This is a genomic window from Microvirga sp. HS2 (assembly GCF_055792805.1).
Genome location: NZ_JBVVAJ010000001.1, coordinates 238,228 through 258,106, shown reverse-complemented (window position 1 = coordinate 258,106; position 19,879 = coordinate 238,228). Strand labels below are relative to the sequence as shown.

General features: G+C 60.9%; 19 protein-coding genes and 1 tRNA gene. 11 read left to right on the top strand and 9 right to left on the bottom strand.

Annotation, left to right across the window (positions count from 1 at the left end; translation table 11 throughout):
* Window positions 1-208: 208 nt before the first annotated feature.
* Window positions 209-730, bottom strand: coding sequence for a 3-hydroxyacyl-[acyl-carrier-protein] dehydratase FabA (fabA, locus tag ACS5Q0_RS01170; RefSeq protein ID WP_473124761.1), 522 nt, complete (start codon window positions 728-730; stop codon window positions 209-211).
* A gap of 251 nt (window positions 731-981) precedes the next feature.
* Here fabA and irr point away from each other — a divergent pair, with 251 nt between their 5' ends.
* Window positions 982-1,452, top strand: a complete 471-nt coding sequence (irr, locus tag ACS5Q0_RS01165; protein ID WP_473124760.1) for a Fur family transcriptional regulator Irr — start codon at window positions 982-984, stop codon at window positions 1,450-1,452.
* 46 nt (window positions 1,453-1,498) lie between these two features.
* Window positions 1,499-2,377 carry an EamA family transporter gene (locus ACS5Q0_RS01160; RefSeq protein WP_473124759.1) on the top strand — a complete coding sequence of 293 codons (879 nt, stop codon included), beginning with the start codon at window positions 1,499-1,501 and terminating at the stop codon, window positions 2,375-2,377.
* A 7-nt stretch (window positions 2,378-2,384) separates the two neighbouring features.
* Here the strand turns inward: ACS5Q0_RS01160 and ACS5Q0_RS01155 are convergent, their stop codons facing one another.
* Entirely contained in the window at window positions 2,385-2,531 is a 147-nt protein-coding gene (locus ACS5Q0_RS01155; RefSeq protein ID WP_473124758.1) for a DUF3096 domain-containing protein, read from the bottom strand.
* A gap of 109 nt (window positions 2,532-2,640) precedes the next feature.
* Entirely contained in the window at window positions 2,641-3,174 is a 534-nt protein-coding gene (locus ACS5Q0_RS01150) for an SH3 domain-containing protein (RefSeq protein ID WP_473124757.1), read from the bottom strand.
* A 165-nt stretch (window positions 3,175-3,339) separates the two neighbouring features.
* On the opposite strand from ACS5Q0_RS01150, the gene ACS5Q0_RS01145 reads away from it, so the two are divergent.
* The 3 genes from ACS5Q0_RS01145 (at window position 3,340) to ACS5Q0_RS01135 (ending at window position 5,448) form a co-directional block, all read left to right on the top strand.
* Window positions 3,340-4,332: a 2-hydroxyacid dehydrogenase gene (locus ACS5Q0_RS01145; protein WP_473124756.1), complete on the top strand. Its 993-nt coding sequence runs from the start codon at window positions 3,340-3,342 to the stop codon at window positions 4,330-4,332.
* A gap of 99 nt (window positions 4,333-4,431) precedes the next feature.
* A complete protein-coding gene (locus ACS5Q0_RS01140) occupies window positions 4,432-5,154 on the top strand; it encodes a Crp/Fnr family transcriptional regulator (protein ID WP_473124755.1) in 723 nt (240 codons plus the stop codon).
* Window positions 5,155-5,448 (top strand): hypothetical protein, encoded by a 294-nt coding sequence (locus ACS5Q0_RS01135; RefSeq protein WP_473124754.1) that lies wholly within the window; start codon window positions 5,155-5,157, stop codon window positions 5,446-5,448. It abuts the gene before it with no gap.
* Window positions 5,449-5,510: 62 nt separating this feature from the next.
* Here the strand turns inward: ACS5Q0_RS01135 and ACS5Q0_RS01130 are convergent, their stop codons facing one another.
* Together ACS5Q0_RS01130 and ACS5Q0_RS01125 are read right to left on the bottom strand one after the other, a co-directional pair.
* The gene (locus tag ACS5Q0_RS01130) at window positions 5,511-5,813 is read right to left on the bottom strand and encodes a hypothetical protein (RefSeq protein WP_473124753.1); all 303 of its coding nucleotides are present in this window, start codon (window positions 5,811-5,813) and stop codon (window positions 5,511-5,513) included.
* 79 nt (window positions 5,814-5,892) lie between these two features.
* On the bottom strand, window positions 5,893-7,164 hold the full coding sequence (locus ACS5Q0_RS01125; protein ID WP_473124752.1) for a flavin monoamine oxidase family protein: 1,272 nt from the start codon (window positions 7,162-7,164) through the stop codon (window positions 5,893-5,895).
* 107 nt (window positions 7,165-7,271) lie between these two features.
* On the opposite strand from ACS5Q0_RS01125, the gene ACS5Q0_RS01120 reads away from it, so the two are divergent.
* On the top strand, window positions 7,272-8,009 hold the full coding sequence (locus tag ACS5Q0_RS01120; RefSeq protein WP_473124751.1) for a sulfate transporter family protein: 738 nt from the start codon (window positions 7,272-7,274) through the stop codon (window positions 8,007-8,009).
* On the opposite strand, the gene ACS5Q0_RS01115 is transcribed toward ACS5Q0_RS01120, so the two are convergent.
* Window positions 7,935-9,035, bottom strand: coding sequence for a complex I NDUFA9 subunit family protein (locus ACS5Q0_RS01115; RefSeq protein ID WP_473124750.1), 1,101 nt, complete (start codon window positions 9,033-9,035; stop codon window positions 7,935-7,937). The two genes, ACS5Q0_RS01120 and ACS5Q0_RS01115, sit on opposite strands and share 75 nt — an antisense overlap.
* 212 nt (window positions 9,036-9,247) lie before the next feature.
* Here ACS5Q0_RS01115 and ACS5Q0_RS01110 point away from each other — a divergent pair.
* The 5 genes from ACS5Q0_RS01110 (at window position 9,248) to ACS5Q0_RS01090 (ending at window position 16,058) form a co-directional block, all read left to right on the top strand.
* Window positions 9,248-9,332, top strand: a tRNA-Leu gene (locus ACS5Q0_RS01110).
* A gap of 19 nt (window positions 9,333-9,351) precedes the next feature.
* Complete coding sequence (locus tag ACS5Q0_RS01105) at window positions 9,352-10,971, top strand: DUF6538 domain-containing protein (RefSeq protein ID WP_473124749.1); 1,620 nt, start codon at window positions 9,352-9,354, stop codon at window positions 10,969-10,971.
* 338 nt (window positions 10,972-11,309) lie between these two features.
* Window positions 11,310-13,439 carry an ATP-binding protein gene (locus ACS5Q0_RS01100; RefSeq protein ID WP_473124748.1) on the top strand — a complete coding sequence of 710 codons (2,130 nt, stop codon included), beginning with the start codon at window positions 11,310-11,312 and terminating at the stop codon, window positions 13,437-13,439.
* A 152-nt stretch (window positions 13,440-13,591) separates the two neighbouring features.
* Window positions 13,592-14,797, top strand: a complete 1,206-nt coding sequence (locus ACS5Q0_RS01095; RefSeq protein WP_473124747.1) for a hypothetical protein — start codon at window positions 13,592-13,594, stop codon at window positions 14,795-14,797.
* 76 nt (window positions 14,798-14,873) lie between these two features.
* Window positions 14,874-16,058 (top strand): restriction endonuclease, encoded by a 1,185-nt coding sequence (locus tag ACS5Q0_RS01090; protein WP_473124746.1) that lies wholly within the window; start codon window positions 14,874-14,876, stop codon window positions 16,056-16,058.
* A gap of 30 nt (window positions 16,059-16,088) precedes the next feature.
* On the opposite strand, the gene ACS5Q0_RS01085 is transcribed toward ACS5Q0_RS01090, so the two are convergent.
* The 3 genes from ACS5Q0_RS01085 to ACS5Q0_RS01075 are packed head-to-tail and all read right to left on the bottom strand — an operon-like array spanning window position 16,089 to window position 19,876.
* Entirely contained in the window at window positions 16,089-16,844 is a 756-nt protein-coding gene (locus tag ACS5Q0_RS01085; RefSeq protein WP_473124745.1) for a hypothetical protein, read from the bottom strand.
* The gene (locus tag ACS5Q0_RS01080) at window positions 16,837-18,912 is read right to left on the bottom strand and encodes an AIPR family protein (RefSeq protein WP_473124744.1); all 2,076 of its coding nucleotides are present in this window, start codon (window positions 18,910-18,912) and stop codon (window positions 16,837-16,839) included. The genes ACS5Q0_RS01085 and ACS5Q0_RS01080 overlap by 8 nt, the downstream gene beginning before the upstream one ends.
* Complete coding sequence (locus tag ACS5Q0_RS01075; protein ID WP_473124990.1) at window positions 18,905-19,876, bottom strand: PD-(D/E)XK motif protein; 972 nt, start codon at window positions 19,874-19,876, stop codon at window positions 18,905-18,907. The genes ACS5Q0_RS01080 and ACS5Q0_RS01075 overlap by 8 nt, the downstream gene beginning before the upstream one ends.
* Window positions 19,877-19,879 lie beyond the last annotated feature (3 nt).

The following is a 19,879-nucleotide window of genomic DNA, read 5'->3' as shown; positions in this document are numbered from 1 at the left end:
TTCATAGGATCTTGGATGCCAGCCTTGTGCCCCAACACGTAAGGCCTGAACGGCTCATTCTCAACCGCGAGCCGACGGGGGATCGGACAGCGATCCCTCGAATCCGATGGCCCCGCCGGACGCGGCGGAGTCGGTTTTTTAAAAAAGATCATGTTTTGTCAACATGATGAGTGATCGGATGGTGCGTCCGCCCAACGGTCCGGCGGGCTCAGCCGCCGGCCGGGGTCTCGGCCTGGAAGAGGCCGACGCGCATGTCCTTTGCCTCATAGATGCGCCGCCCGTCGGCTTCGAGCCAGCCGTCGGCGATGCCGAGCACCAGCTTGGAGCGGAACACGCGCTTGAGGTCCACGCCGTAGACCACCTTCTTCACGGTGGGCAGCACCTGATCGGAGAACTTCACCTCGCCGACGCCCAGGGCCCGGCCGCGGCCCGGCGAGCCGCCCCAGCCCAGGAAGAAGCCGGTCAGCTGCCAGAGGGCGTCCAGGCCCAGGCATCCCGGCATGACGGGGTCGCCGTGGAAATGGCAGGGGAAGAACCAGAGATCCGGACGGATGTCGAGCTCGGCGCGCACATGGCCCTTGCCGTATTCGCCGCCGTCCTCGGCAATGGAGGTGATGCGGTCGAACATCAGCATGGGAGGCAGCGGCAGCTGCGCATTGCCGGGGCCGAACAATTCTCCGCGCCCGCAGGCGAGGAGCTCTTCGTAGTTAAAGCTGGACTGGCGGGCCATCCGGGGTGCCGATCCTTTCATCGCGTTCTCAAAAGCGGCCTAAGGGCAGGTCCCGAGGCCTTCGACGGGAGCTCTGGTAGCACAGGCTTGGCCGTGCATCAAAGGGACCCGGGCCACGGGCGGCAATTCTTTTGCGGTCCCGCTCCTAAGGATCATTCCTTAAGCGCGACCGCGGATCACCTTGCGGCGGCCCCCTCGCTTTCCTATGATTGTAATGATAGAAGCGCTCGTTCCCGCAAACAGTTCCGACGATGACCGATCCTTTGTCCGCCTATATCGAGTCCACCACGGCTCCGGCCCACCGGAGGGGATGCCCCCTGTCCGAGCTGCGCGACAAGCTTCGCCGCGTCGGCCTGCGTCCCACCCGTCAGCGGGTGTCGCTGGGTTGGCTCCTGTTCGGGAAGGGTGACCGTCACATCACGGCCGAGATGCTCTTCGACGAGGCGAGCCGCGCCCGCGTGCCCGTGTCCCTGGCCACCGTCTACAATACCCTGCACCAGTTCACCGAAGCCGGCCTCCTGCGCCAGCTGGCCGTTGACGGCTCCAAGGCCTATTTCGACACCAACCCCACCGAGCACCACCATTTCTTCCTCGAGGATGAAGGCGAGCTCGTGGACATGCCCGACACCGGCGTGAGCGTGGCCGACCTGCCCGAACCTCCGGAGGGGATGGAAGTGGCCGGCGTCGAGGTGATCGTGCGGCTTCGCCGTAAATCCTCTTAAAAAGCATTCGCGCAGGGTATATGAGCGGCGGCCTGGAGCTCCTGTCATGCCGCTGGTTCATAGTCTCGCCGCCGTTCTCGTCGCCGTCATCTGGGGTCTGAGCTTCGTGGTGATCAAGCTCGGCGTGGGCGCAATGCCGCCCCTGCTGCTCTGCGCGCTGCGCTTCTTCCTCGCCGCCTTCCCCGCGATCTTCTTCGTTCCGCGCCCCAAGGTTCCTCTCGGAAATCTACTGGCCTACGGCTTCTTCCTCGGCGTCGCCCAGTTCGGCCTATTGTTTGCAGCCATCGCCTTCGGCATGCCGGCGAGCCTCGCCTCCCTCGTCATGCAGGCGCAGGTCTTCTTCACGATCCTCTTCGCGGCCCTCTTCATGAACGAGCGGCCCGGGCCGCATCAGATCGCGGGCGGCCTCATCGGATTCTTCGGCCTCGTCGTCATCGCCGTGCCGCGCCTGTCGGGCAGCGGCGCCGGGCCGTTCCTCATGACCGTGGCCGCGGCGGCGGCCTGGGGCGTGGCGAATATCGTCTCGAAGCGCGCGGGCCGGGTGGACATGCTCGGCTATATCGTCTGGGCGAGCCTCGTCGCGCCCCTGCCGCTGCTCGGGCTTTCGTTTCTGATCGATGGGCCGGCACAGGTCGCCTCCGCCCTGACATCCATGAGCCTCGGCACCTGGGGAGCCGTGGCCTATCTCGCCTATCCCACCACGATCCTGGCCTTCGGGATCTGGGCCTATCTGCTCTCCCGGCACCCGGCGGCGACCGTGACGCCCTTCGCCCTGCTCGTGCCCGTAGCCGGCATTCTCGGCTCGGCCCTCGTCCTGGGCGAGGCGATGCGGCCCATCGAGGCCGTCGGCGGCGCGGTGATCGTGGCGGGGCTCGCGCTCAACGTGTTCGGGGGGCGGTTCCTCGGGCGGCAGAAGGCGGCCTGAGGTTCCTTCAGCGGATGAAGCCGAACCCGACCAGCGCGTAGGCGATCAGGAAGATCGCGACGAAGACGTTCAGAAAGCGCGGCGCGACGAGAGAGGCGATGCCGAGGATCACGGCGAGGATCGGCAGGAGCTTGAAGCTTAAATTCACGGACATGGCGCGGGTCCCGGTGAGGAAAAAGAGATATCCTGTTACCTAGTCGGGCATTCCTTGATAAATCGGAAAGACGTTCCGGGCCGGCTGCCCATCTCTGGTCGATCCGCGCCTATTCGATCTGCTCGTTGGGATAGACGCCCCAGAGCTTTTCCTGCTGCACGTAGCCGTTCAGGTCCCGCGCGCGATCCATGGTGATCATGACGCGGCACCATTTGCCGTCGCACGCCTTCACGTTGGTGATCACGCCGGGCTGCATCTGGGCGACGATGCCCCCTTTGTCGTCCGGCCGGTCCAGCAGGTTGATCGGCGGCTCGCCGGGCTTCGCCCAGGGCATCACGAGGGCCGTGCGCCGTCCGGACAGAAGGGAGTGCAGCACCCAGCCTTCGGTGCCCTCCGAATCGCGGATGCGGCGCCAGGTCTCGTATTCGGCCACGATCTCGACGGGCAGGCCCGCGCGCTGGAAGACCCAGGCCGTCCGGTGATCCTTGGAGGGCCCCTCGCGTAGGTTCACGCGATCGGTCTTCAGGCTCACGTAGCGCGGCACCGGCAGGCCCGTGCCGAGGCGTCCGCCGGGAGGCTGCTGCGCCTGGGCCGACACTGCGCCGAGAAGGAAAGCGGCAATGACGACGGCGATCTTGCGCATGGAACCTCTCTCGGCGACTTTGTGTCTGCCCAAGCCTCTGATAGAGAAGCTTGACTTAAGCCGCCACGCGGCGGCTCGTCGCTTTTGTTGCCGGAGCAGGGTTAAGGGATTGTGAAAACGCGCCCGAAAACCTGGCCGTTCTGACGCGGGAGATCGCTGGAGCCGATGAAAAAGAGACCTGTCGTCGTCGTCACCCGCCGTCTCCCCGACGTGATCGAAACGCGCCTGCGCGAGCTGTTCGATACGCGCCTCAATCTCGAGGACAAGCCTCTCTCCCGCGAGGAGCTGATCGAGGCGGTGCGCACGGCGGACGTGCTCGTGCCCACCATTACGGACGAGATCGACGCCGCGCTGCTGGATCAGGCGGGGCCGCATCTCAAGCTCATCGCCAATTTCGGCAACGGCGTCGACAATATCGACGTGCCGGCGGCCGTCGCGAAGGGCATCACGGTCACCAATACGCCGGGCGTGCTCACCGAGGATACGGCCGACATGACCATGGCGCTCATCCTGGCCGTCGCCCGCCGCATCCCGGAAGGCGCGAGGGTGATCCCCGAGGGGAATTGGGCCGGCTGGTCGCCGACCTGGATGCTGGGCCGGCGCATCACCGGCAAGCGGCTCGGCATTGTCGGCATGGGCCGCATCGGCCAGGCGCTCGCCCGCCGCGCCCGGGCCTTCGGCCTGTCGATCCACTATCACAACCGCCGCCACGTGCCGCCGAAGATCGAAGCGGAGCTCGAGGCGACCTATTGGGAATCCCTCGACCAGATGCTGGCGCGCATGGACATCGTGTCCGTCAATTGCCCGCACACGCCCGCAACCTACCACCTGCTCTCCGCCCGGCGTCTCAAGCTGATGAAGCCCGACGCCATTCTCGTGAACACCGCGCGCGGCGAGATCATCGACGAAGGCGCGCTCACCAAGCTCATCGAAGCCGGAGCCATCGGGGGCGCGGGCCTCGACGTGTTCGAGGAGGAGCCCGCCGTCAATCCGCGTCTCGTGCGGCTCGCGCGTCAGGGCAAGGTGGTGCTGCTGCCTCACATGGGCTCGGCCACCGTCGAGGGCCGCATCGCCATGGGCGAGAAGGTGATCGTCAACATCAAGGCTTTCATCGACGGGCACAAGCCGCCGGATCGCGTGCTGCCGAGCATGCTGTAATCGGCGGAGGCGGAGAAGCCCCGGTCATATAACATATGTGAGTGCGAGGCTTGACCGGAAGCGGCCAGAAGGAACGTCCCTTCCTTCTGAAAAGCCTTCATGAACACCAATCCCTTCGTCCTCAAACTCGAACAGCGCGACCAACTCTCGGACGACGAGAAGCGCGTTCTCGAAAACGCCATTTCGCGCGTTCGGGTGGTCGAGGCCGACGAGGACATCGTGCATGAGGGCGCCACCCCGTCCGAGAGCAATCTGCTGCTCGACGGATTTGCCGCGCGCTACAAGATCTTCTCCAACGGGCGGCGTCAGATCACGGCCATCCACGTCGCCGGCGATTTCGTCGACCTTCACAGTTTTCTCCTGAAGGCCATGGATCACGGCGTGCTGGCGCTCACTCCCTGCCGCGTCGCCGTCGTGCCTCATGCAGCGCTCGAGAGAATCACCGACGAATACCCGCATCTCACGCGGCTGCTGTGGCTCAACACGCTCATCGACGGCGCCATTCACCGGGAATGGCTCACCACCATGGGCCGTCTTTCGGCCACGGCCCATATGGCGCATTTCATGTGCGAGCTCTTCCTGCGGCTCAAAGCCGTCGGCCGCACGGATGGCGACACGATTCAGCTGCCCCTCACGCAGGCGGAACTCGGCGACACGCTGGGACTTTCCACCGTACACGTGAACCGCGTGCTGCAGGAACTGCGCAAGGAAGGCCTCATCCGATGGCAGGGCGACGCCCTGACAATTCTCGATTGGACGCGGCTGGAAGCGGTGGGTGAGTTCACGCCGACCTATCTCAATCTCCAGTTCGAGCAGCGATAGATGACGGTACAATCCGCCCTGAACATCCGTCTTCAACCCATTTCCGTCCTGAGTGACGGCGGCAGCCACGAGGGACGGCTCGTCATGACCGGCGACGATCTCGTCGCCGTCTTCGCCAAGGTCTCGGAGGAGGAGAACGCGGGCAGCCCCCGTCCCACCGGAGGCTGGTTCCTGGAGGCGGGCTTCGGTCCCTGCAGCATCCTTATGACGCCCAGGCCGTCCGTCTTCCCGACTTTGGAGGAAGCGGTCGCCTGGGTGCGCGAGCGCCTGGAATCGGGGCTGTCGTCACCGTGAGACATTGAGCAATTCGGCGATTTCGTCCGCGCCTGGGCAGCGTATCCTGCCTGGAAGGTCTCCTAAACGGGTTTAATAAGTTCCCAGACGCGCAGGATCAGGCCCACGACAATCACGACAAGGCCCAGCCCGCTTCCGATCCAAGCCAGCAGCCCTAATCCCACCGGATTGCTTCCTCCCAGGCCTGTCGCGCCGATCAGGAGAAGAGGAACCCAGGCTGCGACGAAGATCAGCACACCGATCAAGAGGACTTTACCGGAAGGATGTCTGCGGCCCGTGACTGCCGCAATGATCGCGAGAACGAGTGCGGCGACGTATACCGCATCAGGCAGATCCGTCAGAAACAAATATAATTGAAAAAGCACGGTGCACCCCTCCTGAGCCGGGAGGAGTAACACGAGTTTTTGAAACTGTATATCATATAAAAATGCGAGGGCTCCCGACTCAGGCGCAGGTAGGTCGCACAGCGGCGATGATTTCGCCGGCAGCCCGCTCACCTTCCTCCCACGCGCCCCCGGCCGTGCCCCATTGGGCGCGCGACAGCGCCTCGCCCGCAAACCAGATACGCTCGGCCACGGGCGCCTTCAGGGAAAGGCGGATGGGCGCGAGCCCCGGCGGCACCACGGCCCAGGAGGCGCGCGACCAGGGATCGTTCCTCCATGCGGTGGCATGCAGCACGCTCAGGTTACGGATGGCGCGGGAGCCGAAATGCTCCGACAGAACCTCCCTGGCGAAGCGCGCGGGCGCATCGGGGTCGCGCCGGTCGAACCGTGCCGCGTGGGGCTGGTCGAGCTCGAAGAAATGAAAGGGCGTGTTGTCGATCCGGGTGAGGAGGCCCGGCGGCGCGTGGCGCGTGCCGGTGAGCGTCGCGAGCCGGTCGGGCCCTCGGAAGGGCGCGTCGGGCCAATGCAGGATCACGTGCTCGTAGACGCCCTGGCGAAAACCATGGATCGCTTCCACAATCCCGGTCGGCAGGGCGGGCGCGAAACGGATCGCCTGGGCCTGCAGCAGGGCCATGGGCGTGGTGACGATGACGGCCTTCGCGCGGAAAGTTCCGGCGGAGCTTTCGACCCGCACGCCCTGGCCCGACCAGTCGATGGCGTGAACCGGGGTCCGCAGGCGGACCGGCAGACCCCGCCCGAGCCGCGCCACATAATTCCCGAGGCCGCCCGCGATGAACAGGTTGTCGGCGTATTCCATGCTCGGGAAATCGTGCAGGCTCACCTCGTCGAGCGGCCGTCCGGAGACCAGGCCGTGAATGTCGAAGACGCGGCGGCCCTGCGGACCCATGCCCGCCGGCAGGGCCTTCGCGGCGGGGCGGTCCTCGTCCGCCCTGGCGGCCTGGGTCATGGCCCTGTCCGCCATCGCGAAGGCGCGGTCGAGGGCGGCGGACCGGGCGCGGCCCGCGGGCTTCCCGCGCACGTAGAAATGCCCCTCCGTCGGCGCGCGGCGCAAGGGCTCGCCCCGCTCGAAGCCCAGCGTCACGAGCGGGTTGATGGGCCCGGCATGGAGCCAATGGGCGCCCAGATCCACCGGATGCCCCCTGAAGGCGCGCGTGACGGCGCGTCCGCCGATCCGGTCCCGCGCCTCCAGCACCGCGACCGTGCGGCCTGAGGCGAGCAATCGCCGCGCCGCCGCGATGCCGGCGCTTCCGGCGCCGACGATCACCACGTCGGGCTCCTGCGGGACATGGGCGGAAGAGCTATCGGGCGGCACGGATCGTTTCCATTCTCTCGCACCCTCTCGCGATCCGAGAGGTCCGTTCATAAGTAAAGGCCACGCCTCCTCCGGCGAGGCGGCTCTTCAGGAAAGACGAACGAGACATGCTGATCCAGACGGTCTTCGCGGCGGCCCGCGATGTGTTCTCCCCGGCGCTGCGGCGCATCCTGTGGAAGTCCATCGGTCTGACCGCCGCGCTGCTGGCGCTGGTGTGGCTCGGCCTGACGCGGCTTCTCAACGCCTTTCTCGCCGGCCATCACCTGAGCGAGGCATACCCGATCCTCGACACTCTCGCGTTCTTCCTGGCGGGCTTCGGGCTCTTCGTCGCGCTCGCCTATCTGCTGCCCGCCGTGTCCGCCGTCGTGGCGGGCTATTTCCTCGACGACGTGGCCGAAGTGGTGGAGAGCAGGGATTATCCCGCCGACCCGCCGGGCCGGCCGCTGCCCTTCGGCAAGGCCATTCTCTACGGCCTGCGTTTCGCGGCCCTGTCGCTGGCGGTGAACCTCGTCGCCCTGCTTCTGCTGTTCGTGCCCGGCATCAATATCGGCGTGTTCTTCGCCGCCAACGCCTATCTGCTGAGCCGGGAGTATTTCGAGCTGGCGGCGGGCCGCTTCTGGAGCCCGGAGGACGTGAAGCGCCTGCGGTCGGAGCACCGGGGCACGGTGCTCGCCGCAGGCATCGTTCTGGCGGGTCTCGTTCTCGTGCCGGTTCTGAACCTCATCACCCCGATCTTCGGTGCGGCGATGATGGTCCACCTGCACAAGGCCTTAATGGCTCGACGACTGGCCGACGGCCGGTCCGGAGGCCCGCTCCGGGTGGAAGTCGGACGACGCGCCTCCTGACCGGGGCGCCAGCAGGTCCGGCGTGGTCGGGGCGGTGTTGCGCTTGAGGTCGAACTGGCCGGTCTTGCGGAAGCGCACGAGGTAGGACGGCACGATGGCCTCGATGGTGGTGGGCGTTACGCCCATGCCCTCGAGGGTGCGCCCTTCAGCGATGGCGGCCTCCGACACCACGTTGTCCGTCTCGAGCAGGATCGCCTGGTCGTGGGTGGTGACGATCTCGTTCGGCAGCAGGCCGAGGGTGAGCTTGTCGAGCGCGCCCATGACCGTGCCCTGGAACCGCGCGACTGCGTTCGGGACAGGAATGATGACCCGCTTTCGCTCGGTGACCTCGCAGACGAATTCCATGATCTGACAGAGGGTGCGGATCTCGGGGCCGCCGAGCTCGTAGATGCCGGGCTTCACCGCGCCGTCCACCGCGCGCACAATGGCCTCGGCCACATCGCCCGCATAAACCGGCTGGAAGCGGGTATTGGCGCCGGGCAGCGGCAGCACGGGCAGCATGCGGGCGAGCGACGCGAAACGGTTGAAGGAGCTGTCGCCCGGTCCGAACATGATCGAGGGGCGTACAATCACCGCATCCGGCCGGACCTTGAGGATGTTCTCCTCGCCCGCCGCCTTGGAGCGGGCATAGGCCGATTCTGAGTTGGCATCGGCGCCCAGTGCCGAGACATGGGTGAAGGACACGGCCTTCTCTGCGGCCTCGGCGATGAGGCGCGGAGCGTCGGCATGGACCGTGTCGAAGGTCTGGCGGCCGCCTTCCTGCAGGATCCCGGTGAGGTTGACCACGTGATCGGCCCGCATCACCGCATGCCGGATCGACTCCGGATGACGGATATTGGCTTGGATCGCGTGGACCTGCCCCACCTTCCCCATGGGAAAGAAGCTCGCCTGGTTCGGCTGGCGGCTTGGCACCAGCACGCGGTAGCCGCGCTTGGCCAGGAGGCTGACCACATAGCGGCCGAGAAAGCCCGATCCGCCGAAGACCGTGACAATTTGCTGCTCAGGCGTGCGTAGGGCGCCGATCATGAAATCCTCCTGGTCACATGGGTCTGACCGCTCAAGGGACAGGCCAGTCAAGAATATGCCGATCAATGACTTGGCCCTGAATTGAGCCATGTCTCTAGTCAAACGCCGCCCCCCTGTGAAGGGGCGTCGCGCCAAGAAAGCGCATCGGATGCATTTTCAGTGATTGACGAACCCCGAGAAGCACCGTAAACGAACCCTCGCCGAACAGGCATGCCCAGGTGGCGGAATTGGTAGACGCGCTGGTTTCAGGTACCAGTGGTGAAAGCCGTGGAGGTTCGAGTCCTCTCCTGGGCACCAACCCTTCTCTAAGGGGTTGATGCAAAAGAATTCCAGCAAAATCAGTGGCTTCAGGCTGCCCGAGTGGTACAAGCGGGTGGTACAAATGGCCCTGGCAATGGCACGTCCCTGGAAACATCCCAAAACAGGTATCTACTGGCTTCGGAAGGCTGTCCCCGAAGATCTGCGCTCTCTCGTCGGCAAGCGGGAGGAAAAGCGCAGCCTGAAGACACGCGACCCTGCCGAGGCGAAGCGCCTGCACCTGGAAGCTTTGGCCCAGCTTGAGGCTCAATGGGCAAACCTGCGATCTGGACCACAGACACTATCGGAGCGAGACGCCCACGAGCTGGCGGCCTCCGTCCATGACCATTGGCTGGCCCTTCACAAGGACAATCCGAGCGATCAGGTCTTCTGGCCGGTCGACTTAGGAGACAAGCTCTTCCCGCCCACGCCCTCGATCTGGGCTTCGACAGGCGCAGACCTCAGCCTGACCACCCTCGACTTCGAGGAGCTCAAGCGCCAGGAACTTGAGACTTGGTGCCTGCGCCAAGCGGACGAGCATCTGGCCTTCCGGGGATTAAGGGTCGATGAGGCTAGCCGCTTGAGACTTGCCAAGGCGGTTGCTGTGGCGGTCCAGCGGGCCAGTCTGACCCTCGCCCGATTCGCACGGGGCGAGTTCAATCACCCCTCGATTGAGATGTTTCAACCGCTTCGTAACCCTGGCTTGCCGTCTACGAGCTCAGGCCTCACACGCCGTATCAGTTTCGATGAACTCGTAAGAGATTGGGCGGCAGAGACGCACCCCCGTGAGAAGACGCTGTACGAGTGGGAGCGGGCGGTTCGACGATTAACGACTTTTCTCGGCCATGATGACGCCGCACGTCTTACGCCGGACGATCTTATCGCCTGGAAAGGATCTCTCATTGAGAGTGGTTTAAGCCCGAAAACGATCCGAGATGCCATGCTCGCAGCCATCCGAGCCATTCTGCAGTGGGCGGTCAACAACCGTCGGCTGGCAAGCAATCCCGCCGAGCGCATCGTCATCGATGTCAAAACGAAGCCGTCCGACTCGCGACGCAGCTTTACCGATGCGGAGGCGGCCATTGTCCTCAAAGCCGCTCTTGCGGAGACGGATCCCGTCCGCCGGTGGGTGCCCTGGTTGTGCGCTTATTCCGGGGCACGGGTGGCGGAAATCTGTCAGCTCCGGGTTGAGGATGTCGTTCAGATCGACAGCATTTGGTGCATGAAAATTGATCCAGAAGCTGGACCTCTGAAGACCCGCAGCTCCGAACGGGCTGTCCCGCTTCATCCGGCTCTGATCGAGAGTGGCTTTCTAACGTTTGTAGCTACGGTCAAATCTGGCCCCTTATTCTCCAGCCTCCCGCCCAATCGTTTCGGCAGTCGGGGCGGCAACGGAACGAAGATTCTTGGTCGATGGGTGCGTTCCCTCGGGCTGACGGACGCTCGACTGGCGCCGAACCATTCCTGGCGGCATCGTCTTAAGACCCTCGGCCGCCGGCACGGACTGGCACCGGACATTGTCGACGCAATTACTGGCCATGGGCCTAAGACAGTTTCCGACGGTTACGGCGAATTTCCGATGGAAGCGCTGGAACGAGAGTTAATGAAGATTCCAGCGGTGAATCTATCTCTTCCCTGATATGAGGCCGGGTCGACGCTCTCCCTTTGGGCACGCTCTCGCTACACCGGAGGATCGGCGTTCGTTTAGCGAGCTAAACAGTCTTAGCTTTTGCGCCTTGGAAAGGTGGTGAAATTGCAGTCGGTCGGGTTGCTGCTCTCGAGTGTGCATAATCCGCGGCCGAGCCGCGTCATGATCCGAAAGTGCTTGACTTTGTTACGTGCCGTCGGAGAGAAAAAATGCTTGGGAAAAGACCTGAGTGTGATCTAGACCGCACTCGTAGCGTTAGACCCAATCACGTATTTTTACAGCCCGGCTCCTTAGCAGGCGCCTAGGCCTGCCAGTCAAGGTGATGGTATTTGGCTGATCCAGTTGTCGCCCCCTTTCGAGCCCGTGCCCGTATTCTGGCGCTGCTCGGCGATCAGCTGATTGGCAGCGACCAGTTAGCTATCTTTGAACTCGTTAAGAATGCCTACGACGCCGATGCTGAAGCGGTGACGGTCACGCTTGGCGGCCTTGAAGAAGGTCAAAGCCCCGAGATCGAGGTTATCGATGATGGGGACGGCATGGATCTCGACACAATCAGGTTCATCTGGCTTGAGCCAGCCAGTGATCATCGGGAAATCCAAAGACTAGAGAGACGGCGAACGCCGCGATTTCATCGCCTGCCCCTAGGAGAAAAGGGAGTAGGTCGGTTTGCCGTCCATAAACTCGGCCGTCGGATTGAGCTGCTCACGCGCGCTCGTGGTGAGAAAGTCGAGCGGCAAGTCATTTTGGATTGGGATGCACTGACCAGTGTTCGGTATCTGGATGAGACAAAAGTGCAGATCCAGACGCGGCCGGCGGAATTCTTTGTGCCTCAGCAAGGACGGAAGCCGCACGGTACACGTATCGTTATCAAAAACCTGAGAAAGACGCAGTGGAGACGGGGTGAAGCCCGCCAGCTGCACCGGTCTATCACGGCAATTAATTCTCCCTTTGATGCCTCTAAAGAATTCTCTGCTACCCTCAGCATTCCGGGGCATGAAGACTGGTTGGAAGATATTCTTGAGGTCGGAGGTCTGCTGGACCTAGCGCCTTGGCATTTTACTTTCAGTTTCAATGGTGGCCTCGACTGGAAGTACGAGTTCCGTTCCCCTATCGGTCGTCGTCTGGAGGGGCGCATCAAGTCGAGTCAAGGCGACAAGCTGCTCCTGGAAAAGTCGGTCGCCGATCGATCTAGTCCAGTAGCGGATGAGAGCATCTTGGACGGCATCGGAGCTATCAGCGGAGAATTCGTCGCCTTTGACCGTGACCGAAAGGTATTAGGGCTTCTTCCGCAGAATGCACTCGTGAAGCAGTTTCTCGACGCTCAGGGTGGGGTTCGCGTCTATAGAGACGGCGTTCGCGTCTATAACTATGGAGAGCCCACCGATGACTGGCTCCAGCTTGACCTGCGTCGCGTCAACCGGCCAACCCAGCGATTAAGCCGCAATATTGTACTTGGTGCGATAAATCTGAATTTGGAGACAAGCGGCGGGCTCCGGGAGAAGACAAATCGGGAAGGTTTTGACGAAACCGAGGTCTTTACCCGGTTCCGCTCGGTAGTAACTGCCATCATCCACCGGTTTGAGGTCGAGCGAGCTCTCGACAAGGATCGACTCAAGCGACTGCTTGAGGACGCATCTGACAAGAACGAGATCCTTGTTGAAACTCCACTTCGTCAGCTCCGCGAGGCCGTTGCTTCATCGGCTGACGCTGCACGGATCCTCCCCATCGTGGAACGGGTTGAGGCAGAATACTCCGAAATGCGAGATCTCCTGCTCCGCGCGGGGATGTCAGGACTTAATCTCGGGATCGTCATTCATGAGGTTGAAAAGGGCGTTCGTGCAATTCACGAGGCGGTTCGGAGCAAGGCCTCTATTGAGACACTCGAGAAACAGTCGCGCGGCCTTATGGGACTGGTCGAGAGTGTCGGCGGCCTCCTTAGGGAGAAGTCCAAGGACGGAGTGAGCGTTCGAGAGCTCGTGCAGAATGCCGCGGAGATTAACGTCAGAAGATACCGTAGGCATCAGGTAAAGGTGAGCTACTCGCTCCCGGGTGATGCTGCAGGACCCCTCCTGGTAGCAGGGTCATCGGCGCTACTCCAAAACGTACTAGTCAATCTTATTGATAATGCGATCTACTGGCTTCGTGTCCGCTGGCCCGACCAGCAGGAATCTGAAGAGTTCACGCGGCAGCTTCACATCGAATTCACCGAGGACCTCCCCGGTGGCCCAGCACTCGTAATCGCAGACAATGGTCCTGGCTTTCAGGACTTACCAGAAATCGTGACCAAGCCTTTCTTCACGCGTCGACCTGATGGAATGGGACTAGGTCTCTATTACGCATCCCTGGCTATGTCACTCGCTGGCGGCACTCTTCTCTTCCCGGACAGGGAAGATTTGGAGCTTCCTGAATGGGTCGATGGCGCTGTGGTGGCGATGCAGTTCTCCGGTCTTAAAAAATGATTCAGCCGCCTAGTGTGATTGCTGTGGACGACGATCCCAGCGAGCTGCGTACCATTGTTGATGCCCTCAGACACTTGGATGTTGCATGTCTACCCATCCTCGCCAATGGGACAAGCGTTGACATTCAAGCTCCGCTACGAGGCGTCCGGCTCGTGTTCTTCGACATCAACTACCTCAAGGGAGTTACGAACGAGGTCGCGATGTTCGAAGCTGCGGCCACCATCCTCACCAAGGTTCTTGCTCCTAACAATGGCCCATACGTTCTCATTACTTGGAGTACCAAGTCGGATACCCATGATCGGCTCATGATGCATTTCGCTGAGCAGGTTCCGGAAATTCCAGCACCTGCGGTCACGGGATATCTACAGAAGGAGAGATTTACCCCCGCGGGAGCTGCGTTGGATGGGGGAGCAAGCCTCCGTGAAGAAATCATGCGAGTAATTGCCGATCATCCACAGATCGAGGCTCTCATGCGGTGGGAAGCGTCGGCGCGGCGCGCGGCGGGAGACGTTGTGTGTTCTCTCCTGGACCTTTTCTCTCGTCAGGATCGGTTCGCTGCTCGGGTAGGGGGAAGTCTTCACAGTATTCTGACACATGTAGCCAAGGCAGCTGTCGGAGCAGGCAACGTGGCAAGTGACCGCCGTGGTGCCATTCATGAGGCACTTGTGCCTATCCTTTTTGATCGCCTAACTCATGAATCGCCAAATGCGGATGAAGAAGACCTGTGGCAGCGTGCCATCACGCTCCAAGGTGTGGCGCCCCCACCTCCAGATCATGGCCCTAAACTGAACGCGCTCAGCCACATAGCTCGGGTTGGTTCCGGGCCAATGGAGCCAGGTGATCGTGGAGTGGTCTTCACGCTTCCCGCAGGGGCTGGAAGCGTTCTAGCACAGCGCGCCGGGATCAATCTTCAGGATGTTGCCGCCGATTTTCTTTCCAGCTTTCCGGTCGGAGCACAGGACCAACTCCCGCCTGACATGGCCGAACTACAGGCAAACTGCCGCTGGGCTTTCGTCGGCGTACGCGCCATTTGTGATCAAGCTCAGAGCAAGGGGGTCATGCGTCCGGTTGTTCTCGCACTGGAGGTACCTGGCTCATTGCGTAATAGTGGACGCGGCCTGCGGCTCACCAACCACGGCGCGCTTTCAATGACGCCAAAGTTCTCGATTCCGCTCGTCAATGGAGGGCCGGAGCAGGAGCGAAAGCTTGTCATCGACTGGCACTGGACAACATCTCTCGCACCGGCTGAGATGATAGGGGCTAACGTACTCTACCGTTTGCGCGAGCCTCTCATGTCACAAATAGCAGGCCAAATGAGTGGCTACACGGCTCGCCCGGGCATCATCACCTTTGATTAAAGTATCGAGGGTTCTCGAGCGGAATGACCCAAAGATGCTTGCTGTAGCCAGTCCGAACCTTTGGTGGAGAGGCTGATTGCAGATCATCGCATTTGACGCCTTAGCCACGTCTGACCTCCAGGTCGATGCTGTTTATCAGAGCGGCAGAGCCGGAAATGCCGGAGATGATCCTTTCCCGAGACTCTTGGGAATGAGTAACCAGGGCGGCTTCCGGTATCGCGGGGACATGAACGGCCAGATTGAGTTGCTGATCCTGACAACAAGTCTAGGAGATCCGGACTGGCCTGATGCGATCGATCGTGAGACTGGTGTCTTCACCTACTACGGAGATAACAAGAGCCCTGGAAGAGCGCTTCACGATACTGGAAGACGAGGGAATCAGCTGTTAAAGCGCTTGTTCGAGGACGCTCATGCCGGGCCCGAAGGACGCAAGCGCGTTCCTCCCATTTTGCTGTTTGCACGCCATGGTGGCTGGCGGGACGTGATGTTTTTGGGGCTCGCTGTCCCGGGAGCTTCAGACCTGACATTGACTGAGGATCTCGTTGCGATCTGGCGCTCAGCCAGAGGCAAGCGTTTTCAAAACTACCGAGCGCTCTTTACGGTCCTTGACGAGGCTACAATTTCTCGTAGATGGCTGGATAGCATCATAGCTGGACAACCAAATGATGCGCTGGCTCCAGTCGCATGGCGTCGCTGGGTAGAAACCGGCAGGCGAACACCGCTTCTTGCCACGAGATCACTCGAATATCGGAACAGAAACGAGCAAACTCCGACCGACCCACAGGACGCCCTGCTGCTGCAGGCAATCCGGCAGCACTTCCAAGACCGTCCGCACGCTTTTGAGCATTGCGCCGCTGCCCTGGCTCGGATGATGATTCCGGATATCGCGTCGTTAGACGTAACCCGGCCATCACGCGATGGAGGCCGTGATGCCGTTGGCCAGCTGCGAATTGGCAATGGTCCAAGCGCAATCCTTGTAGAGTTCGCGCTGGAAGCAAAGTGCTATTCGCCGCCAAATTCTGTAGGAGTCCGGGACATCTCGCGACTAATTTCCAGACTTCGTCACCGGCAGTTCGGCATCCTCGTCACGACCACTTGGCTAGACCTGCAGGCCTATAAGGAGATCAAGGAAGACCAGCATCCAATTGTCGTAATTTCAGCCGCTGATATCGCTCGACTGTTACGATCGAGAGGACGGGGTGACATTGCCGCTGTTTCGGCATGGCTTATCGAGGAATTCCCAGTCGTTGAAACAGACTGAGGTCATCGCATCGGATGCTAGAGGCCCTCCTCATGGCAGAATTCGCTTGAGAGCACTGATTGCGTCAATTACTATCGGCATCAATCCAGTCGCCTTTGCAACTGCGACAGGTGCAAGAACTGTCAACGCTGCGTCTGTAAACTTTGTAGCGCGCTCGCCAAGCCAAAGAGCAATCTTCAGGCCAAAGTTTAGCAATCGATTTGAGTGCTCCTGCGTCAATTCAGGATCGGGCTTCGACTTTCGAGCCTCTTGTTCCAGTGCGATAATGTCTTCGCGAGCATGCTGGAAATCGGTGCGGTCAAGTCCTCCGTGCGAAAGTGGCTCAGGCGGCCGGTTGTGTCCAACCCCCAGCAACTGACGTTCAAGGTCATCAACATAAAGGCGTAGAGCAGCTAGGTGTGCCAGAGCCTCTGATTGCGGATCAGCAACTTCATTCGCGGGAGAAGAGCCACCTCCCGAGGTATCCTGCAGGATTTGCGCGAAACCCGGGTGGACCAGAAGCATCGTGCGTATTCGTTCATGTACGTTCCGGCCAACTTGGCTTGCCGGTGAGTAAATATTTAGTATAGGAGCTCCCAGTTCACTCACGACGGCCGAAATATTGCGCATTCTATAACGAATAGACGCATCGTTGCGGACGTTCAGCGGCCCTGTAGTGAGCAGCTTTAGCGCATCCTCCTTTCGGTAATGTATGCCCGCAATTTGCAGACGGAGTAAGAAGACGTAGACTTCGACTGCTCCGGCGAGTTCTTCGTCACGCCAGAGTACGTTGGCACTCTTAGGCAACTGGACCAGCCTCCCCGTTACTAGTGGTAAGCAGATCTGCCGCTTCCACGGCTCTTAGAGCTTCAAGTGCCGGTTTTGCCTGCTTCGCCGAAGGCTTTCGCTCCCAACCACCTGCAGCATACCCAGCTAAGGTTCGGCAAATTCCTGCGACCTTCCAGTGAATCACGCCAGCCCGTTGCCCGCGTTCAGCGGCGGCCAGCCAAGTTGCACCGTCTACGGCCATGCAGCGTGCAATTCGATCGTAGTCCTCCGCGGAAAACGACGATGGTGAGGCCGCTCCCGCGGATAGCTCACCAGCCTCGCTGTATGACAGCTCTGGAGGTAAGGGATCAGAAAGGTTCGGGAGGTGGTCCCGCAGCCCTATCCAGCAATCCTCTTTCTTGTACCACTCGCTTGGGTTCCGCTGCCCGGCCGACTCCCGCATCGCTTGGTCGATGAGTGGAGCCCACGCCTTGACGAGACGCTCGATGTCACTACTGACCCCCTGCTTGGCCCAGATTCTTGTAAAATCGATCCGTCCACCCGTACGATAGCTCAGGCCCGCTACAAGGTAGGCTACTATTTGCGCACCGTACGCGGGAAATTTCATTGCACGTACTGTGCGTTCTACGCTCCGGTACAATATGGCAACAGCCACTAACCTCTTGAACCATGTAGTGTCGAGCGGTGGCGGAGGCTCATCCTTCAACCGTTGCATGAAGTGCTGGAAGTTCTTCTGACCGCCAAGACACACCCGGTGAGGTAGGCCTGACCATGCGGACAGGTAACGAGCAACATCGAGCTTGTTCAGACGGCGTTGCTTCGGCGTTTGAAGTCGGAAGACTTGTTGCTCAGCTTTGCGATAAGCGGCTTTCTGCTCAGCAGCAAGGTATGCCCCACGTGTTCGTTCGTAAAACCAGCGTCCTTTGCCATCCTCTAGCCAGGTATTGTTGGCCAGCGCCTCAAGTTGCTGGTGGAAAGGATCGTTAGCGGAGAAGTCAGCGAGCTGTACCGTGTTCTGGCGGTTGGCAGCGCGAGAAATTGAGGTAACCATCTCCCCAAGGTCGGCCCCACCAACTTTGATGATCTTCACGGGGACTGCCACATGATCAAGAGCTAGGCTCTCCTTCCGCCGGGCACGATGCAGAGAGGCAGTAGTCTGACCACCATTGACAATTTGTAGGCCCTTGAGACGTCGAATAGCTGTAGCGCCGTCATCGCGCCGTTCTAACTCGATAGCATCAGCCGTGGCCACAATACCATTGTTGAACGCCAGAAACATGGAGGGCTGCTCGACGATTGTCCGGCGCAGCTCTGCATTCACACTCTTACGTCCTTGCAAGCCCAGAAAGGCACGCACGTTGAGCTCGAGCAAGCGGACACCGTAACGATCATAAATCTGTGAGAGCACGTCACCAGGTAACACGGCGAGGTATGCATCATAGCCGTCATCGATCGAAGGAACGTGAAGACAGGGGATAGACCTACCAGATAGCGAGACGAGATCCACATCGATATCGGCCCGTGTCTCACCTTCACCGAGAACGCGCTGGAGTCGGACAATATCGTAAGCATCGTACTCGACTGTACGCTCCTTCCACTCTCCGTTTGCGGGTATGGGACCCGCCAACGTGCCATCGGTGAACAATACTATTCGGACGCCGGAAAGCGCAGAGGCTTCTGCCTCAATTCGACGCGCCAGATCGCTAGCATCTGTGTTGGATGGTTCAAGTCGACTCGCGAGCCCATCAACGCAAGCGCTTGCAAAGCGCAGTGCCCGCTCAAAGGCGCGAGTTGCGTCAGCCGCTGGGACGCGAGTCGGCGGAGTCTCGCCGGTATAGAGGGAAGTGAATAGATCAAGGCGGCCGCGTTCATCGTCGAAGGCGTACCCGTCGATCCGATAGCTGGCTTTTCCGAGACGTCCCTCCTGGTGGAGGTCAAAGGTATTGTCGAGGTGACCGGCCTCCTCTAACCGCTCCAATACAAGACGGGTGAAAATGCCTGCCGAGAACGGCATCTCAGCACTTAGTCCATCCTCGACATCAGCGGCAAGAGACTCCGCAAAACGCAGTACAGCATCGTCAACCATGCGGACCAGCCCCTGCGAACTCCGTCAAAACGCTGTCCACATCACATGAATGCTCGGCAATAGCTCGCAATTCAAGCGCATAATCGGCTTCAGCCACCGCGACTGGGACAGCAGATCGGATCAGACGCGGAAAACCTGTTTGTACACGGTAAGCAGTTACTCCTCGTAGTTCCACGACCGGTGCAGCTCGCGCAGAAAGATCGTCTGGCATGAGCCCTCGACGCAGCAACGCATTACTGAACGCCCTTCGGGACGTCTCATCGAGCAACTCCGCCTCGATACTACTAACCAGTTGTTCGAGTGACTGGCCACTGGGTGTTTCAGCTAGACGCACATGAAGCAGATCCAGGCGCCGCAAACCGCTGTCGTCGAGCTGATCCAGCGTCGAAATGCGGACGCTGGTCGCCACACCGAGGGAGGTCTTTATTTCAAGTACGTGTCCAAGGTGTTCAAAATCATGAAGCCCATCATCAGGCGAAACCCAAGTCGTCTGCAGACGGATGTCTCGAGAAAGGATTTGCTGTAAAACAACTAGCTCGCCGATGAGGCCTGTCACTTCGTTCCGGGAAAGTCCTGCACGTCGCTCCCGAAGAAAGCGTCTCCAGGCATCAAGTCGTTCCAGGAAGCGGGCGAGACCTTCGTCATGGCTGGCAGCATCCGCGGCCTGGACTGCGTCCGAACAAACAGTCAAGAAGAGATCTGAGCGGGCTGGGTCCTCGAGCGAAAGCACGAGGAGCGGACCTTCTTCCCCAAGTGCAGTGCCCAATCGCATTCCGCCGACCTCAAACAGTGAGGAAGCAGGCACGACTGCCGGCAGAAGCAAGCAGGGTGCGTCGTCAATCGCGCGGAGCGCTGCATACAGATTCAGTTGCAGGTCCGCAGACAGACGACGTGTCCTGAATTGTCGCGTCCGAGCTGGATACTGGCCGAGCTCGGCCCAGGCCTTACGAAGGTTCTCTATCAAGCT

What these genes read in the sequence shown, in the direction of transcription:
- fabA (WP_473124761.1), bottom strand. Translation starts at nt 730, where the DNA reads ATGGCCCGCCAGTCCAGCTTTAACTACGAAGAGCTCCTCGCCTGCGGG.
- irr (WP_473124760.1), top strand. Translation starts at nt 982, where the DNA reads ATGACCGATCCTTTGTCCGCCTATATCGAGTCCACCACGGCTCCGGCC.
- ACS5Q0_RS01160 (WP_473124759.1), top strand. Translation starts at nt 1,499, where the DNA reads ATGCCGCTGGTTCATAGTCTCGCCGCCGTTCTCGTCGCCGTCATCTGG.
- ACS5Q0_RS01155 (WP_473124758.1), bottom strand. Translation starts at nt 2,531, where the DNA reads ATGTCCGTGAATTTAAGCTTCAAGCTCCTGCCGATCCTCGCCGTGATC.
- ACS5Q0_RS01150 (WP_473124757.1), bottom strand. Translation starts at nt 3,174, where the DNA reads ATGCGCAAGATCGCCGTCGTCATTGCCGCTTTCCTTCTCGGCGCAGTG.
- ACS5Q0_RS01145 (WP_473124756.1), top strand. Translation starts at nt 3,340, where the DNA reads ATGAAAAAGAGACCTGTCGTCGTCGTCACCCGCCGTCTCCCCGACGTG.
- ACS5Q0_RS01140 (WP_473124755.1), top strand. Translation starts at nt 4,432, where the DNA reads ATGAACACCAATCCCTTCGTCCTCAAACTCGAACAGCGCGACCAACTC.
- ACS5Q0_RS01135 (WP_473124754.1), top strand. Translation starts at nt 5,155, where the DNA reads ATGACGGTACAATCCGCCCTGAACATCCGTCTTCAACCCATTTCCGTC.
- ACS5Q0_RS01120 (WP_473124751.1), top strand. Translation starts at nt 7,272, where the DNA reads ATGCTGATCCAGACGGTCTTCGCGGCGGCCCGCGATGTGTTCTCCCCG.
- ACS5Q0_RS01115 (WP_473124750.1), bottom strand. Translation starts at nt 9,035, where the DNA reads ATGATCGGCGCCCTACGCACGCCTGAGCAGCAAATTGTCACGGTCTTC.
- ACS5Q0_RS01105 (WP_473124749.1), top strand. Translation starts at nt 9,352, where the DNA reads ATGCAAAAGAATTCCAGCAAAATCAGTGGCTTCAGGCTGCCCGAGTGG.
- ACS5Q0_RS01080 (WP_473124744.1), bottom strand. Translation starts at nt 18,912, where the DNA reads ATGGTTGACGATGCTGTACTGCGTTTTGCGGAGTCTCTTGCCGCTGAT.